This is a genomic window from Pseudoruegeria aquimaris (assembly GCF_900172235.1).
Classification (GTDB): domain Bacteria; phylum Pseudomonadota; class Alphaproteobacteria; order Rhodobacterales; family Rhodobacteraceae; genus Pseudoruegeria; species Pseudoruegeria aquimaris.
This window is the reverse complement of sequence record NZ_FWFQ01000029.1, coordinates 1-14,483: the sequence shown is the minus strand read 5'-3', so window position 1 is coordinate 14,483 and position 14,483 is coordinate 1. Positions and strand designations below refer to the sequence as shown.

11 protein-coding genes are annotated in these 14,483 nt (G+C 68.1%); 8 read left to right on the top strand and 3 right to left on the bottom strand.

Annotated elements, in window-relative coordinates; translation table 11 throughout:
- The first annotated feature begins 50 nt into the window (after positions 1-50).
- The 5 genes from PSA7680_RS15990 to PSA7680_RS15970 are packed head-to-tail and all read left to right on the top strand — an operon-like array spanning position 51 to position 5,101.
- Positions 51-815, top strand: coding sequence for an SDR family NAD(P)-dependent oxidoreductase (locus PSA7680_RS15990; protein WP_085869689.1), 765 nt, complete (start codon positions 51-53; stop codon positions 813-815).
- On the top strand, positions 815-1,735 hold the full coding sequence (locus PSA7680_RS15985) for a 2-dehydro-3-deoxygalactonokinase (RefSeq protein ID WP_085869688.1): 921 nt from the start codon (positions 815-817) through the stop codon (positions 1,733-1,735). Before PSA7680_RS15990 ends, PSA7680_RS15985 begins: the two co-directional genes overlap by 1 nt.
- Positions 1,732-2,340, top strand: coding sequence for a 2-dehydro-3-deoxy-6-phosphogalactonate aldolase (locus tag PSA7680_RS15980; protein WP_085869687.1), 609 nt, complete (start codon positions 1,732-1,734; stop codon positions 2,338-2,340). The genes PSA7680_RS15985 and PSA7680_RS15980 overlap by 4 nt, the downstream gene beginning before the upstream one ends.
- The gene (locus PSA7680_RS15975) at positions 2,337-3,200 is read left to right on the top strand and encodes an SMP-30/gluconolactonase/LRE family protein (protein ID WP_085869686.1); all 864 of its coding nucleotides are present in this window, start codon (positions 2,337-2,339) and stop codon (positions 3,198-3,200) included. Before PSA7680_RS15980 ends, PSA7680_RS15975 begins: the two co-directional genes overlap by 4 nt.
- Positions 3,197-5,101, top strand: coding sequence for a beta-galactosidase (locus PSA7680_RS15970; RefSeq protein ID WP_085869685.1), 1,905 nt, complete (start codon positions 3,197-3,199; stop codon positions 5,099-5,101). Before PSA7680_RS15975 ends, PSA7680_RS15970 begins: the two co-directional genes overlap by 4 nt.
- A gap of 116 nt (positions 5,102-5,217) precedes the next feature.
- Here PSA7680_RS15970 and PSA7680_RS18785 read toward each other — a convergent pair whose 3' ends face one another.
- Positions 5,218-5,898: a polysaccharide deacetylase family protein gene (locus PSA7680_RS18785; protein WP_176244165.1), complete on the bottom strand. Its 681-nt coding sequence runs from the start codon at positions 5,896-5,898 to the stop codon at positions 5,218-5,220.
- Positions 5,899-6,165: 267 nt separating this feature from the next.
- On the opposite strand from PSA7680_RS18785, the gene PSA7680_RS18780 reads away from it, so the two are divergent.
- Positions 6,166-7,044, top strand: a complete 879-nt coding sequence (locus PSA7680_RS18780) for a tetratricopeptide repeat protein (RefSeq protein WP_176244164.1) — start codon at positions 6,166-6,168, stop codon at positions 7,042-7,044.
- 6 nt (positions 7,045-7,050) lie between these two features.
- Here PSA7680_RS18780 and PSA7680_RS15955 read toward each other — a convergent pair whose 3' ends face one another.
- Together PSA7680_RS15955 and PSA7680_RS18775 are read right to left on the bottom strand one after the other, a co-directional pair.
- A complete protein-coding gene (locus PSA7680_RS15955) occupies positions 7,051-10,674 on the bottom strand; it encodes a hydantoinase B/oxoprolinase family protein (RefSeq protein ID WP_085869682.1) in 3,624 nt (1,207 codons plus the stop codon).
- A 65-nt stretch (positions 10,675-10,739) separates the two neighbouring features.
- On the bottom strand, positions 10,740-11,882 hold the full coding sequence (locus PSA7680_RS18775; protein WP_176244163.1) for an AI-2E family transporter: 1,143 nt from the start codon (positions 11,880-11,882) through the stop codon (positions 10,740-10,742).
- A gap of 126 nt (positions 11,883-12,008) precedes the next feature.
- Between PSA7680_RS18775 and PSA7680_RS18770 the strand changes: the two genes are divergently transcribed.
- The gene (locus PSA7680_RS18770) at positions 12,009-12,593 is read left to right on the top strand and encodes a hypothetical protein (protein WP_176244162.1); all 585 of its coding nucleotides are present in this window, start codon (positions 12,009-12,011) and stop codon (positions 12,591-12,593) included.
- 272 nt (positions 12,594-12,865) lie between these two features.
- Positions 12,866-14,275, top strand: a complete 1,410-nt coding sequence (locus tag PSA7680_RS15945) for an arylsulfatase (protein WP_306372459.1) — start codon at positions 12,866-12,868, stop codon at positions 14,273-14,275.
- The last annotated feature ends 208 nt before the right edge of the window (positions 14,276-14,483 follow it).

Here is a 14,483-nt window from a genome sequence, read left to right as displayed (position 1 = left end):
CAGAGCGGCAGCCGGCCCACGCGCATCACGCCCCCAACCGGAGAGAGCAGATGACAGCGACATATCCAGATCTCGAAGGCGCGTCCGTCTTCATCACCGGCGGCGGCTCCGGCATCGGCGCCGCGCTGACCGATGGTTTCCTCGCCCAGGGCGCCCGCGTGGCCTTCGTGCAGCGCTCCGACGCTTCGGCCTTCGCCGACGCGATGGAGGCCAAGCACGGCAACCGCCCGCTGTTCCTGCCCTGCGACGTGACCGACATTCCCCGCCTCAAGGCCTGCGTCGCCGAGGCCGCCGCGGCCCACGGCCCGATCACCGTGATGGTGAACAACGCGGCCAACGACCAGCGCCACGACACGCTGCAGGTGGACGAGGCATTCTGGGACTGGTCCCAGGCCATCAACCTGAAATCCTACTTCTTCGGCTGCCAGGCCGTGATCCCCGGGATGCAGGCGGCCGGGGGCGGCTCGATCATCAATTTCTCTTCGATCTCCTACATGATGGGCGGCGCCGGCTACCCCGCCTACACCGCGGCCAACTCCGGCATCAACGGGCTCACCCGCTCGCTCGCGCGCGAGTTCGGGCCCGACAGGATCCGCGTCAACGCCCTCGCCCCGGGCTGGGTGCTGACGCAGAAGCAGAAGGACATGTGGGTCACCGAGGAGGCGCTGGCCGGGCACCTCGCGCGCCAGTGCCTGAAGGAGCCGCTGGTGGAAGAAGACATCGTCGGGGGCGTGCTGTTCCTCGCCTCCGAGAGTTCGCGCATGATGACGGGCCAGGCCCTCGTCATCGACGGCGGCGTTGCGGTGACGGGCTGATGAGCGGCGAACGGGCATATTGCGACTGGATCGCCGTCGACTGGGGCACCTCGCACCTGCGCGCCTATGCCATCGCCGGCGATGGCGCGGTGAAGGCCGAGGCCGCCTCGCAGAAGGGCATGGGCGTGCTCGCTCCCGAGGAGTTCGAGCCCGCCCTCCTTGAGATCATCGCCCCCTGGCTGGGCGATCAGCCGATGGACATCATGGCCTGCGGCATGGTCGGCTCGCGCCAGGGCTGGACGGAAGCCCCCTACCAGCAGGCCCCCTGCAAGCCGCTGGACGCGAGCTTCGCAGTGCCGCAGGTGCGCGACCCCCGCCTCAACGTCCGGATCGTGCCGGGGGTGAAGCAGCTTTCGCCGGCCGCCGACGTGATGCGGGGCGAGGAAACCCAGATCGCCGGCTTCCTGGCCTGCCACCCGCGGTTCGACGGCATCCTCTGCCTGCCGGGCACCCACACGAAATGGGTCGAGGTGAGCGCGGGCGAGATCGTCAGCTTCCAGACCTACATGACGGGCGAGATGTTCGCGCTTCTGTCGAAGCAGAGCGTGCTGCGCCACTCCGTCCAGACCGACGCCTGGGACGCCGAGGCCTTCGCCGATGCCCTCGCCGATACGCTGAGCCGCCCGGAACGGCTTGCGGCGCGGCTCTTCGGGCTGCGGGCCGGCGGGCTGGTGGCGGACCTGACCCCGGCCCAGGCCCGCGCGCAGTTGTCCGGCCTGCTGATCGGCGCCGAACTGGCCGGCGCGCGCCCCTACTGGCTCGGGCGCCAGATCGCCCTGGTGGGCGCCCCCGCCCTGACCGACCTCTACGCGAGCGCGCTGAAGGCGCAGGGTGTCACGCCCCTGTGCGAAGAGGGTGCCAAGATGACGCTGGCGGGCCTTGCCGCCGCAAGAGACAGCCTGAAGGAAGGATCGAAATGAGCCGCCCCCTGATCGCCATTCTGCGCGGGATCACCCCCGCCGAGGCCAGCGCCCATTGCGCGGCGCTGATCGAGGCCGGGATCACCCGGATCGAAGTGCCGCTGAACTCGCCCGATCCGCTGCATTCCATCGGCCTGATGGTGCAGGATTTCGGCGATGACGCCCTGATCGGCGCGGGCACCGTCCTCACGCCGCAGCAGGTGCGCGACGTGCACGACACCGGCGCCCGGCTGATCGTTTCGCCCAACGCCGACGCCGAGGTGATCGCTGAATCCAAGCGCCTCGGCATGGAAAGCTTCCCCGGCGTGCTGACCCCGACGGAGTGTTTCGCCGCCCTGAAGGCGGGCGCGGACGGGCTGAAGATCTTCCCTTCCTTCCTGCTGGGCACCGAAGGCCTGAAGGCCATCAAGGCGGTGCTGCCGCCGGAGGTGCCCGTGTTCATGGTGGGCGGTGTCGGCCCCGAGAACTTTGCCGAGCTCATCGCCGCCGGCGCCGCCGGCTTCGGCATCGGCTCCTCGCTCTACAAGCCGGGGCGCTCGGTGCAGGACGTCGCCGCGGCTGCGCGCGAGATGGTGGCCGCCTATGACGAAGCGGTGCGCGCATGAGCAACGACGTGTTCGACGACCGCCGCCTGACGCTGGGCGAGGGCCCGCTCTGGCATCCGCTTCGCAAGCAGTTCTTCTGGTTCGACATCCTCAACCGCCAGCTCTGCTCCAACGTGAACGGCGAAGCCCTCACCTGGCAGTTCGACGAATATGTCAGCGCCGCGGGCTGGATCGATCGCACCCGGCTGCTGATTGCCTCGCAGAGCCAGCTGTTTGCCTTCGACGTGGAAACCGGCGCGCAGGCGCACGTGGTGGCGCTCGAAGCCGACGATCCGGTGACCCGCTCCAACGACGGCCGCGCCGACCCCTGGGGCGGTTTCTGGATCGGCACCATGGGCATCAACGCCGAGCCGCAGGCCGGGGCGATCTACCGCTATTACAAGGGCGAGTTGCGCCTGCTGTTCCCCGAGATCACCATCTCCAACGCGATCTGCTTCGCGCCGGATCGCTCCTGCGCCTATTTCTGCGACACGGACGTGGGCATCATCATGCGGCAGGGGCTGCGCGCCGACACCGGCTGGCCCACCGGCCCGGCGGAGGAATGGCTCGATCTCGGCGCCGACGGGCTGAACCCGGACGGCGCGGTGGTGGATGCCAACGGAAACCTCTGGAACGCGCAATGGGGGGCGGGCCGCGTCGCCTGCTACGGCCCGCATGGCGGGCTGCTGCAGACGCTTTCGGTCGGGGCCGCACAGGCCACCTGCCCGGCCTTCGGCGGCGAGGACGGCACGGATCTGCTCGTCACCTCCGCCTGCGCCGATCTGGACGCGGACGCGCTGGCGGCGGATCCGCTGGCCGGCGCGACCTTTCTCTTCAAAGGGCTGGCCAAGGGCCAGCAGGAACATCAGGTGATGCTGTGAAACGCACGCTAGGCGTCTGCTACTACCCCGAACACTGGCCCGAAGCGCAATGGGCCGAAGATGCCGCCCGCATGGTGGAGGCCGGGCTTTCCTGGGTGCGCATCGGCGAATTCGCCTGGTCGCGGCTGGAGCCCGCGCCGGGCGATCTGCACTTCGACTGGCTGGACCGCGCCATCGAGGTGCTGGGCGCGGCCGGGCTGAAGGTGATCCTCGGCACCCCCACGGCCACGCCGCCGCGCTGGGTGCTCACGAAACACCCCGACATGCTGGCCGTGGACGCGCAGGGCCGCCCGCGCGGCTTCGGCTCCCGCCGCCACTACTGCTTCAGCCACGAAGGCTACCGCGCCGAGTGCCGCCGCATCGTCACCCTCCTGGCCGAGCGCTACGGGAAGAACCCGCATGTGCAGGCCTGGCAGACCGACAACGAATACGGCTGCCACGACACCGTGCTCTCCTATTCGGAGAGCGCCCGCAAAGCCTTCCGCAACTGGCTGGCGCAGAAATACCAGAGCCCCGATGCGCTGAACCGGGCCTGGGGCAATGTCTTCTGGTCGATGGAGTATGCGAGCTTCGACGAGATCGACCTGCCCAATCTCACCGTCACAGAGCCCAACCCCTCCCACGTGCTGGCCTTCCGTCGTTTCAGCTCCGACATGGTGGTGGAGTTCAACCGGCTTCAGGCCGAGATCCTGCGCAAGCACACCGATGCGCCGCTCATCCACAACTACATGGGCCGGATCACCGAATTCGACCACTACGACGTGGGCGCGGATCTCGACGTTGCCAGCTGGGACAGCTACCCCATCGGCTTCCTGTCGGACCGGCTGGAAGGCACGCCCGAGCACAAGGCGCGCTTCCTGCGGCAGGGCGATCCCGACATGCAGGCCTTCCACCACGATCTCTACCGCGCCGTCGGCAAGGGGCGCTGGTGGATCATGGAGCAGCAGCCCGGCCCGGTGAACTGGGCTCCCTACAACCCGGCGCCGCTGCCCGGCATGATGCGGCTCTGGGCCTGGGAAGCCTTCGCCCATGGCGCCGAGACCGTCTGCTACTTCCGCTGGCGGCAGGCGCCCTTCGCGCAGGAACAGATGCATGCGGGGCTCCTGCGGCCCGACAGCGTGCCCTCGCCCGCGCTTGCCGAGGCCGCGCAGGTGGCCGCCGAGATCGAGGCCATGCCCGAGGTCGGCACCGCGCGCGCCCAGGTGGCGCTGGTGTTCGACTACGTTTCGGCCTGGGCCTGGGACACGCAGCCCCAGGGCGCGGATTTCGATTACTTCCGCCTCACCTTCGCCTTCTACCGCGCCCTGCGCCGTGCCGGGCTCTCGGTGGACATCCTGCCGCCGAGCACGCGCGATTTCACCGGCTACAGGCTCGTGCTCGCGCCGGGGATGATGGCGATGGAACCGGAGCTGCTCGCCGCCCTGCAACAGGTGGAGGGCACCGCGCTGATCGGGCCGCGCAGCAACACCAAGACGCAGGAACTTGCGATCCCGGTGCCGCTCGGCCCGAACCTTCCGGGCATGGACGCAACCATCGCCTTCACCGAGAGCCTGCCGCCGGGCACCGAAGTGCCGCTGGAGGGCGGCGGCCGCTTCCTGCACTGGTTCGAGCAGATCGAAGGCAGCGCAGAGGTGGTGCAGCTTACAGCCGACGACCGCCCGGCGATTCTGAAGGCGGGCGCCTTGCGCTACCTGGCGGGCTGGCCCTGCGAGGAGACGCTTCTCGGCCTCATCCGCGCGCTCTGCGCCGAGGTGGCGATCGAGACGGTGGAACTGCCTGACGGGCTGCGCATCCGCGATACCGCCACCCACCGCTTCTACATCAACTACGCCCCGGAACCCCTCCCACACGCAGGCATCACCGTGCCCGCCGCCGGGGTGCACTGGGAACCGCTCGGGTGAACACCGGCGCCGATCCGGCGGGCCATCTGGGGCGCTGCCCCCGGTGCGCCCTCGCGGCGCACCTCCCCCCAAATACCTGAAACCGGAAGACGGGGCGCGCCCTGCCGGGAGCGCCCTCAGGCCAGCGAAGAGATCGGCACGCTGCGCAGGCCCTTCTCCCGCGCCGCCCAGAGGAACCAGTCCAGATCCTCCGGGCGCATGTAGCGGGCGCCCCCGGCCTCTTCGGGCGCGCAGATGGCATGTCCGCAGAAGACCCCCACCCCCTGCCGGTTCCCGATCTGGCGGAAGCGCTTGGCGTAGTAGGTTTCGTCGAGCGCTGGGTTGGAGGCCATGTCGAGGCTGCCGATGCAATCGACCATCCTGTGCCCGCTGCCGTCGTAGACGCGGCCCGCGGGCCGGTCCGCCGGGCCCAGCCGCCGCAGGATGCGGAAGCGGCGCAGAAGCGGGGCGATCAGGGTTTCCTCGGCCTCGTGGTAGGGAAAGGCGAAGCTCTCGGGCGCGAAGCCGCGCCGCCGCAGGATTTCGAGGCCCGGATCGATTTCGCGCTCCATGTAGACTTTCGCGCTGCCGGTGGCGAGGAACTCGGACGCGCGAGGATGGGTCATGGTGTGATAGGCGATCTCGTGGCCGTCGCCGGCCAGCAGATCCAGCGCCGCGAAGTCTTCATCGCCAAGCTTGTCGGGGCCTGAAACGAAGAAGGTCGCGCGCGCGGCATAGGCGGCCAGAAGGCCACGGGCGCGCCGCCAATGGGAGATGTGGCGGTCATCGAAAGTGAGGCAGATTGCCGAACGGCCCATGCGGTTTCCTGTCCTGTGCAGGCCTCGCCGGGATCGGCGGGCGGTGCTGCCCGCATGCTGCACCGACAGGCCGGCGGCATCAACCCGCCGAAGGCGCGTCCCGCCTTCAAGAAAACCCGCGCAAAGGCCAATGGATTCGGCTAGTCTGCCCACATGACCCGGGGCAGCGAAATGGGCGGCGGAGGCGATGGCCTCCAGCCGCAGATGGCGGTCTTGAGCCGAGCCGCCTGGTATTCGCGTTGGCGGGACAGGGCCGGCAGCACCCATATGGCGCGGCAGATCTGCGAGGCGGCAGCGGCAGGCGATTCCGATGCCCACGCCGTGGAGGGGCAGGCCCTGCGCACCCTCGCCTGGCAGGCGAAGTGGCTGGGGCGGTTTCGCGAGGCCGAAGGCCATTGCCTGGAGGCCGAACGCCGGCTCGCACCGGACGGGGCCTCGGCGGCGCTGGTGGATGTCTACTCGATTCATTGCGTGATCGCCTACAGCCGCAACGACTTCGCAAGCGCGCGCGAGTTCATCGAATCCGCCGCCCGGATGCTGGACGAAGACATGCCGCTGGAAACCCGGCTGGACGTCATGGCGTCGGAAGCCCTGCTCATGCGGCACACCGGCAAGCCGGGCGACGCGCTGCGGCGGATCAACGAAGCCCTGACGCTGGCTTCCGGCCCCGAAGCCGCGCGGCTGGCGCACAACCGCGCCCGGCTGCTGAACCAGCTCGGCGAAAAGGCCAATGCCTTCGATGCCGGGCGGGAGGCCGTCCAGCTGGCCAGAACCCATCGCAACCGGGTCGTCTTTCCCTACGCCTGCGAGGTGATGGGCCAGGCCTGCCGGGCCAACGGGCAGCTCGACGCGGCGGCGGACATCCTGCGCGAAGGCCTCGAATGCGCCCACGAGGACGGCGACCTGCGGGCCGTCTGCCAGATCCACGAACAGCAGGCGATGGTGGCGCTGGACCGGGGCGATGCGGAAGCCGCCCTGGCCTTGCTGCGCGACGGGCTGCTGATCTCGGAACAGATCAACTACCCGCTGTGGCGGCGAAACTTCCTGCGCAAGCTCGCCGAGGAATACGAGCGGCGCGGGGACGCCGAGGAGGCGCTGGCCGCCTACAGAAGCCTGCTCGCGCTGCTGGACCGGTCCACGCGCTAGCGCCGCCTAGCCCAGCCTGCCCCAGCCGCCGCCGCCCGGCGTGCGCATCTCGAACAGCCCGCCCGCAGGCACCTCGACCTCGGCGAAGCCGGCCACCTTGCGGCGGCTGCCATCCGGCAGTTCCACGAAATCCTCCCCCACGGCGCCGGGCGCGCCGCCTTCGGCGCCGAAGGGGGGCACGCGGCGGTGCGAGCACAGCGTCGTCACCGTGACCGGTTCGAGGAAGCGCAACCGGCGGATCACCCCGTTGCCGCCGCGCCACCGCCCGGCGCCGCCGGAGCCGGGGCGGATGCCGAAGTGCTCCAGCCGCACGGGGAAGCGCTTCTCGAGGATCTCGGGATCGGTGCTGCGCGTGTTCGTCATGTGGGTCTGCACCGCGTCGCAGCCATCGAACCCCGGCCCCGCGCCGGTGCCGCCCGCGATCGTCTCGTAGTTCTGGAAGGCCTCGTTGCCCCAGACGAAATTGTTCATCGTGCCCTGCGATCCGGCGATCACGCCAAGCGCGCCGTAGAGCGCGTTGCAGGTGGCCTGCGACACCTCGGTGTTGCCCGAAATCACCGCCGCCGGGTAGCGCGGGTTCAGCATGGAGCCGTCGGGGATCACGATCCGCAGCGGCTTCAGGCAGCCCTCGTTCAGCGGGATCTCGGCGCCGACCATGGTGCGGAAGACGTAGAGCACCACCGCCCGGCACACCGCCGAGGGTGCGTTGAGGTTGCCCGCGTGCTGCGCGGAAGTGCCGGTGAAATCGATGACGGCCTCCCGCGCGTCCGCATCCACCGAGACCTTCACCCGGATCTCCGCGCCGTGATCCATCGGGTAGACGAAACTGCCGTCCTTCAGCCGTTCGATCACCCGGCGCACGCTTTCCTCGGCGTTGTCCTGCACATGGCCCATGTAGGCGATGACGACCTCCGCGCCGAAGGTCTCCACCACCTTCAGCAGCTCGCGGCGGCCGGTCTCGTTGGCGGCGACCTGGGCTTTGAGATCGGCCATGTTCTGGGCGATGTTGCGGCAGGGATAGCGGCCCGACGACAGCACTTCCTCTACCAGGGCCTCCTGCAGCACGCCCTGCGAAACGAGGCGGACGTTGTCGATCAGAACACCCTCCTCCTCGATGCGGGTGCTGTCGGGCGGGGCGGAGCCGGGGGTGCGGCCGCCGATGTCGGCGTGGTGGCCGCGCGAACCGAGCCAGAAGCGGATCTGCCCCTCCACGAAAACGGGGGTGACCACGGTGACATCGGGCAGATGGGTGCCACCGTTGTAGGGCGAATTCAGCATGAAGGCATCGCCGTCGCGAATGGTTCCGGCGTTCTCCCGCATCACGGTCTTGATGCTGTCCGACATCGAGCCGAGATGCACCGGCACATGGGGCGCATTGGCCACGAGATCGCCGGCGGCATCGAAGATCGCGCAGGAGAAATCGAGCCGCTCCTTGATGTTGACCGACCACGAGGTGTTGGCCAGCGTGGCGCCCATCTGGTCAGCCACGGACATGAAGAGGTTGTTGAACACCTCCAGCAGCACCGGATCGGCCTCCGTTCCGGCCGCCGGCGGGCGGGCCTTGGCTTCGATGCGCTCCAGCACGAGATTGCCGAAGCCGTCCACCTCGGCGGCCCAGCCGGGCTCCACCACGTTGGTGCCGGTGGCTTCGGTGATGATCGCGGGGCCGGTGACGCGGGTTCCGGCGGGCAGTGTTTCACGCCTGAGGACGGGCGTGTCATGGCGCACCCCGCCGAAGGTGACGGGGATGACGCCGGCCTGTCCGGCATCCTGTCCGGCTTCCTGCCCGCCGTCGGCTCCGGGCAGGATCGGCGCCGGCGCTTCGCCGGTCTCCCCGATGGCCTCGACCCCGACCATCTCGAAGAACAGGTCGCGTTCGGGGGAGACGAAACCGAAGCGGGCGCGGTGGGCGGCCTCGAAGGCGCGCGTCATCTCGGGCACCGTGCCGAAGGGCACTTCGAGCGACTGGTGGGAGCCTTCGTAGCGCAGATGGGCGCGCGCCTCGATCCGGATCTCCGCCTCAGGCACGCCCTGTGCAGCGACTTCCGCGCGCGCATCGGCGGCCAGTTCAGCCTGCGCCGCCTGCGCCTCCGGAAGTGCCGAGAGCGGCAGATCCAGTTGCCGTTCGCGCAGGGCGCGGATTTCGGCAAGGCCCATGCCGTAGGCCGAGAGCACGCCCGCGAAGGGATGCAGGAACACCTTCTCCATGCCTAGCGCATCGGCCACCAGGCAGGCGTGCTGCCCGCCGGCGCCGCCGAAACACTGCAACGTGTAGCGGGTCACGTCGTGGCCGCGCTGCACCGAGATCTTCTTGATCGCATTGGCCATGTTGTCCACGGCGATGCGCAGGAAGCCCTCGGCCACGGCCTCGGGCGCCATCGCCGGCTGGCCCGTCTCCGCGGCGATCTCTTCCGCCAGCCGGATGAATTTCTCGCGGACGATGGCGGCGTCCAGCGGCTGATTGCCTTCGGGGCCGAAGACGGCCGGGAAATGCGCCGGGTTCAGCTTGCCGAGCATCACGTTGCAATCCGTCACCGTCAGCGGGCCGCCGCGCCGGTAGCAGGCCGGCCCCGGGTTCGCGCCGGCGCTTTCGGGGCCGACCTGGAAGCGGCCGTCCCGGAAGGACAGGATGGAGCCTCCGCCGGCGGCCACGGTGTGGATGTCCATCATCGGGGCGCGCATCCGCACCCCGGCGACCTCGGTTTCGAAGGAGCGCTCGTATTCGCCCGCGTAGTGGCTCACGTCGGTGGAGGTGCCGCCCATGTCGAAGCCGATGAGCTTCTCATGGCCCGCGGCCTGCGCGGTTTTCACCATCCCGACGATGCCCCCCGCCGGGCCGGAGAGGATCGCATCCTTGCCCTGGAACAGCCGCGCGTCGGTCAGCCCGCCGCTGGACTGCATGAACAGCAGGCGCTCCGCCCCGCCCTGCCCCACGTCCAGCGCCCCGGCCACCTGCTCCACGTAACGGCGCAGGATAGGCGAGAGATAGGCGTCCACCACCGTCGTATCGCCACGCCCGACGAGCTTGGCGAGACGGGAGACCCTGTGGCTGGCGGAAATCTGGGTGAAACCGATCTCTTCGGCGATCTCGGCCACCCGTGCCTCATGGGCCGGGTTCAGGTAGGCGTGCAGGAAGGCGATGGCGACGGCGCGGTAGCCTTTGTCAAAAGCCGCTTGAAGGGCGGCACGTGCCGCGGCCTCGTCCAGCGGGTGCACGGTCGCGCCCTCGGCATCGAGGCGCTCGGGCACTTCGGCCACCTCGGAATAGAGCAGATCCGGCCGCCGGATGGCGAGATCGAACAGGCGCGGGCGTGTCTGGTAGCCGATCAGCAGCAGGTCTCGGAAGCCTTCGGTGATCAGCAGCAGGGTGGGCTCGCCCTTGCGCTCCAGCAGCGCGTTGGTGGCCACGGTGGTGCCCATCTTCACCGCCCGGATGGCGCCCTGGGGCAGGGGGTCCCCGTCGGAGAGGCCGAGCATCTCGCGGATGCCCTGCACGGCGGCGTCGCGGTAGCGCTCGGGGTTTTCGCTCAGGAGCTTGTGGGTGCGCAGTTCCCCATCGGGGGTGCGGGCCACGATATCGGTGAAGGTGCCGCCGCGATCGATCCAGAATTCCCACTCAGCGCCAGTCATCGTGCCCTCGTCCCTGCCAGTGATCGAGGACCTGCTTATTGCGGCACGGGGTCGATGTCGATTGCCTATTCCGCCGGATCGCCGCTCGGACCGTCCGCGGCCTCGGGTGGGGGGACGGGCGCGGGCAGCATCTGGTCGGCGTCCTCTCCGCTGAAGCCGTCTTCGCTGAGGACCACGGCCAGCGGCCGCGTGCCCGGGAAGGCGGCGAAGAGGATCATCATCATCGAGGTCAGCGGCACCGAAAGGATGGCCCCGGCGATGCCCCAGAGCGCCCCCCAGGAGGCCAGCGATATCATGATGACGAGCGGGCTCATGTTGAGCTGTTTGCCCAGCAGGCGAGGCTCGATGTAGTAGCCCACGACGTTCTGCGCCACGATGAGGCAGGCCGCGAGCGAGAGCGTCGTCTCCATGCTTTCATACTGGCCGACCGAGACGAAGACGGGCAGCAGGACCGCCACTAGCGAACCCACGTAGGGGATGTAGTTGAAGACCCCGGTCAGGATCGCCCAGAAGGCGGCGAAATCGATGCCGAACAGCAGCAGGATGGCGAAGCAGACCCCGCCGAGCATCACGTTCACCAGCGTCTTCAGCGCCATGTATTCGCCCACCTTGTCGATCATCTGGTTGATCACGAAATGGGCCCGACGGCGGGTGTCGGCGGTGCGGAAGAGGCGCTCCATCTTGATGTTGAAGAAGCGGGCCTCGATGAGGAAGAAGAGCGCGTAGATGAAGATCAGGAAGACGTAGATGATGGCGTTGGTGATGGCGCCGACGCCGTAGCGCACCGTGTCCTGCATGTTCAGCCGGCCGGAGAAGAGATCCTGCAGCGAGTGCCATGTCACGTCGGCCTCGTAGCCGAAACGGGCGGCGGCGTTGTTGAGCATGTTGGAGAAGGCATCGCCGTAGCTCGACGCCTCCCGCGCGACCTGCTCCACGTTGCGCGCAAGCAGGGCGGCCACGAGCAGCAGCACGGTGAAGGTGAGAAGAAAGGAAATGCTCATGCGCAGCCACTGCGGACAGGCCGGCCCGATCACCGGAATGCGCCCGGCCTGCGTGGCCAGCGCGTTCAGCAGGAAGGCCACGAGGCCGCCGAGGATGATCGGGATGACGATCCCCGCCGCAACCTTCAGCATCCACCCGCCTGCCGCAAGGGCGATGACGATGGCGCAGAAGGTGATCAGGCGGATGGGCAGGGCGGAAGAAGGCATACTTCGGGCTACCACACGTGCCGCCGGCGGAGAAGACGGAACCTGCGAAGGTGCTTCCCCGAAAGCCATTCCGGCGCTAGCGTGGGCCGAAGCCACCCGAAATCGGGGCAGATCCGGGAGGAGAGAATGACCGATCCGCAAGCGACAACCGCACGCGCCGACAGCCTGCGCGCGTCCCTGGCCCGCAATGCCCGGTTCTACATGCTGCAGGCGGGCGTGATGCTGCTGGCCGGGCTCTTCGCGGTGATCTACCCCTACACGACGGGCCCCGTGGATACGGAGGTCATCGCCTGGCTGCTGTTCCTCTATGCCGCGACGCTGCTCGTCGGCCTCCTGCTGGGCAAGCGGATGCGGGGCATCGTCATGCAGCTTCTTGCCATGCTCACGGCGGCGATGGCGGGCTTCGTGATCCTGATCCAGCTCACCGAAGCCGCCGGCTTCGCCATCATCCTGATCGGGCTCTTCCTGCTGCTGGAGGGCCTCGCGCGCCTGCGGCAGGGCCTCGGGCTGCGGCCCCGCACGCCCTGGGTGGCGCTGACCATCGGCGGAATCGTTCCGCTTGCGGCCTCCGGCTTCCTGCTCATTTTCCAGGACGGGGTGAGCGGGCCCCAACTCGCCTTCGCCGTCGGCGCGAGCCTGATCGCCTCCGGTGTCGGGCTCGGCACCGCGGCCGCCCGCGCCAGGAAGGAAGCTGCCGGGTCGGCAGCCTGAGGCAGGCGCTGCCGCCAAATCCGTGAGAGCCTCCGCGCGGGGCGCCTGAGGGCAGGTCTTTTGCGTGAATTCTTTTGCAATGAAGCCCCAAACCTTTAGGCTTCCAATATTATTTTCTCCACGGGAGGTTTTCATGAGTCGTAGTTCAATCAGAAATGCCTTGAGTACGGGGGCGATCCTCGCCGCCGCGGCATTCGCAGCGCCCGCGACGGCACAGGAGTCCCAGCCAAAATTTCCTCATCATCTGGGGGGATGACATCGGCTACTGGAACGTGTCTGCATACAATCAGGGGATGATGGGATACGAGACACCCAACATCGACCGCATCGCCAAGGAAGGCATGCTGTTCACCCATGGATACGGCGAGCAATCCTGCACGGCCGGGCGCGCCTCCTTCGTGACGGGCCAGTCCGGTTTCCGCACTGGCCTTCTGAAGGTCGGCCTGCCGGGGGCCAAGGAGGGTATCTCGGAAAAGGATCCGACGATCGCGGAATACATGAAGTCCAAGGGCTACATGACGGGCCAATACGGCAAGAACCACCTCGGCGATCTGGATGAGCACCTGCCCACCAACCACGGGTTCGACGAGTTCTTCGGAAACCTCTACCACCTGAACGCCGAGGAAGAGCCCGAGAACGCCGACTACCCGAAAGATCCCGCCTTCCGCGAGAAATTCGGCCCGCGTGGCGTGATCAAGTCCAATGCCGACGGCTCCGTGGAGGATACCGGCCCGCTGACCAAGAAGCGGATGGAGACCATCGACGAGGAAGTCACCGCCGGCGCGCTCGATTTCATGGATCGCGCCGTGGAACAGGGCAAGCCCTTCTTCCTGTGGTACAACACCACGCGGATGCACATCTTCACCCACCTGAAGGAAGAAAGCCAGGGCGTCACCGGCCTCGGCATCTACCCGGACGGCATGGTGGAGCATGACACCATGGTCGGCCAGATGCTCGACAAGCTCGACGAGCTGGGCATCGCCGACAACACGGTGGTGATGTATTCCACCGACAACGGCGCCGAGGTCTTCTCCTGGCCGGACGGCGGCACCACGCCCTTCCGCAACGAGAAGAACTCCAACTGGGAAGGCGGCTTCCGCGTTCCGATGATGATCAAATGGCCGGGCGTCATCGAACCGGGCCGAACCTCCAACCAGATCATCAGCCACCTCGACTGGTTCCCGACGTTCATGTCCGCGCTCGGCGATCCCGACATGAAAGAGCGGATGCTGACCGAGGCGCCCTTCGGCGAAGGCAACGAGCCGGTTCACCTGGACGGCTACGACTTCATGCCCTACTTCCGTGGGGAGACCGACAAGGGCCCGCGCCGCGAGTTCTTCTACTTCTCCGACGGCGGGGACCTGATGAACCTGCGCTACGACCAGTGGAAGGTCGTCTTTGCGGAGCAGCGCGCCCACGGCTTCGACGTGTGGCAGGATCCGCTGACGCCGCTGCGCCTGCCGAAGGTGTTCAACCTCTATTCCGATCCCTTCGAGAAAGCCGACCACGAGGCGATCAACTACTCGCAGTGGCGCCTGGAACGGGCCTACCTGCTGGTGCCCGCCCAGGCGATCGTGGCGGACTTCCTGGCCACCTTCCAGGATTTCCCCCCGCGGCAGAAGCCCGGCAGCTTCTCGATCGACTCGGTTCTGGAAACGCTGCAGACGAACCAGGGCGGCTGACCCCACTCCGAACCTTCACCACCAAAAGGGGGCGCGGCGCGCCCCCTTTTCCGTGCCCACAACCGGCAGCCGCTCCGCGCCTAGGTCGTGAACTCATAAACGGGATTCCGTTTTTGGCGGTGTGATGATTCACTTTCGGAAACGGAGGTGAGCATGACGGGCAGACACGATGTGAGCGATGCGGAATGGGCGGTGATCTCGCCGCTGT

Bases quoted from the DNA above. Each gene is read 5' to 3' on its own strand.
- PSA7680_RS18785 (WP_176244165.1), bottom strand. From the start codon at position 5,898: ATGGGCCGTTCGGCAATCTGCCTCACTTTCGATGACCGCCACATCTCC.
- PSA7680_RS15975 (WP_085869686.1), top strand. From the start codon at position 2,337: ATGAGCAACGACGTGTTCGACGACCGCCGCCTGACGCTGGGCGAGGGC.
- PSA7680_RS15955 (WP_085869682.1), bottom strand. From the start codon at position 10,674: ATGACTGGCGCTGAGTGGGAATTCTGGATCGATCGCGGCGGCACCTTC.
- PSA7680_RS15990 (WP_085869689.1), top strand. From the start codon at position 51: ATGACAGCGACATATCCAGATCTCGAAGGCGCGTCCGTCTTCATCACC.
- PSA7680_RS18775 (WP_176244163.1), bottom strand. From the start codon at position 11,882: ATGCCTTCTTCCGCCCTGCCCATCCGCCTGATCACCTTCTGCGCCATC.
- PSA7680_RS15985 (WP_085869688.1), top strand. From the start codon at position 815: ATGAGCGGCGAACGGGCATATTGCGACTGGATCGCCGTCGACTGGGGC.
- PSA7680_RS15980 (WP_085869687.1), top strand. From the start codon at position 1,732: ATGAGCCGCCCCCTGATCGCCATTCTGCGCGGGATCACCCCCGCCGAG.
- PSA7680_RS18770 (WP_176244162.1), top strand. From the start codon at position 12,009: ATGACCGATCCGCAAGCGACAACCGCACGCGCCGACAGCCTGCGCGCG.
- PSA7680_RS18780 (WP_176244164.1), top strand. From the start codon at position 6,166: ATGGCGCGGCAGATCTGCGAGGCGGCAGCGGCAGGCGATTCCGATGCC.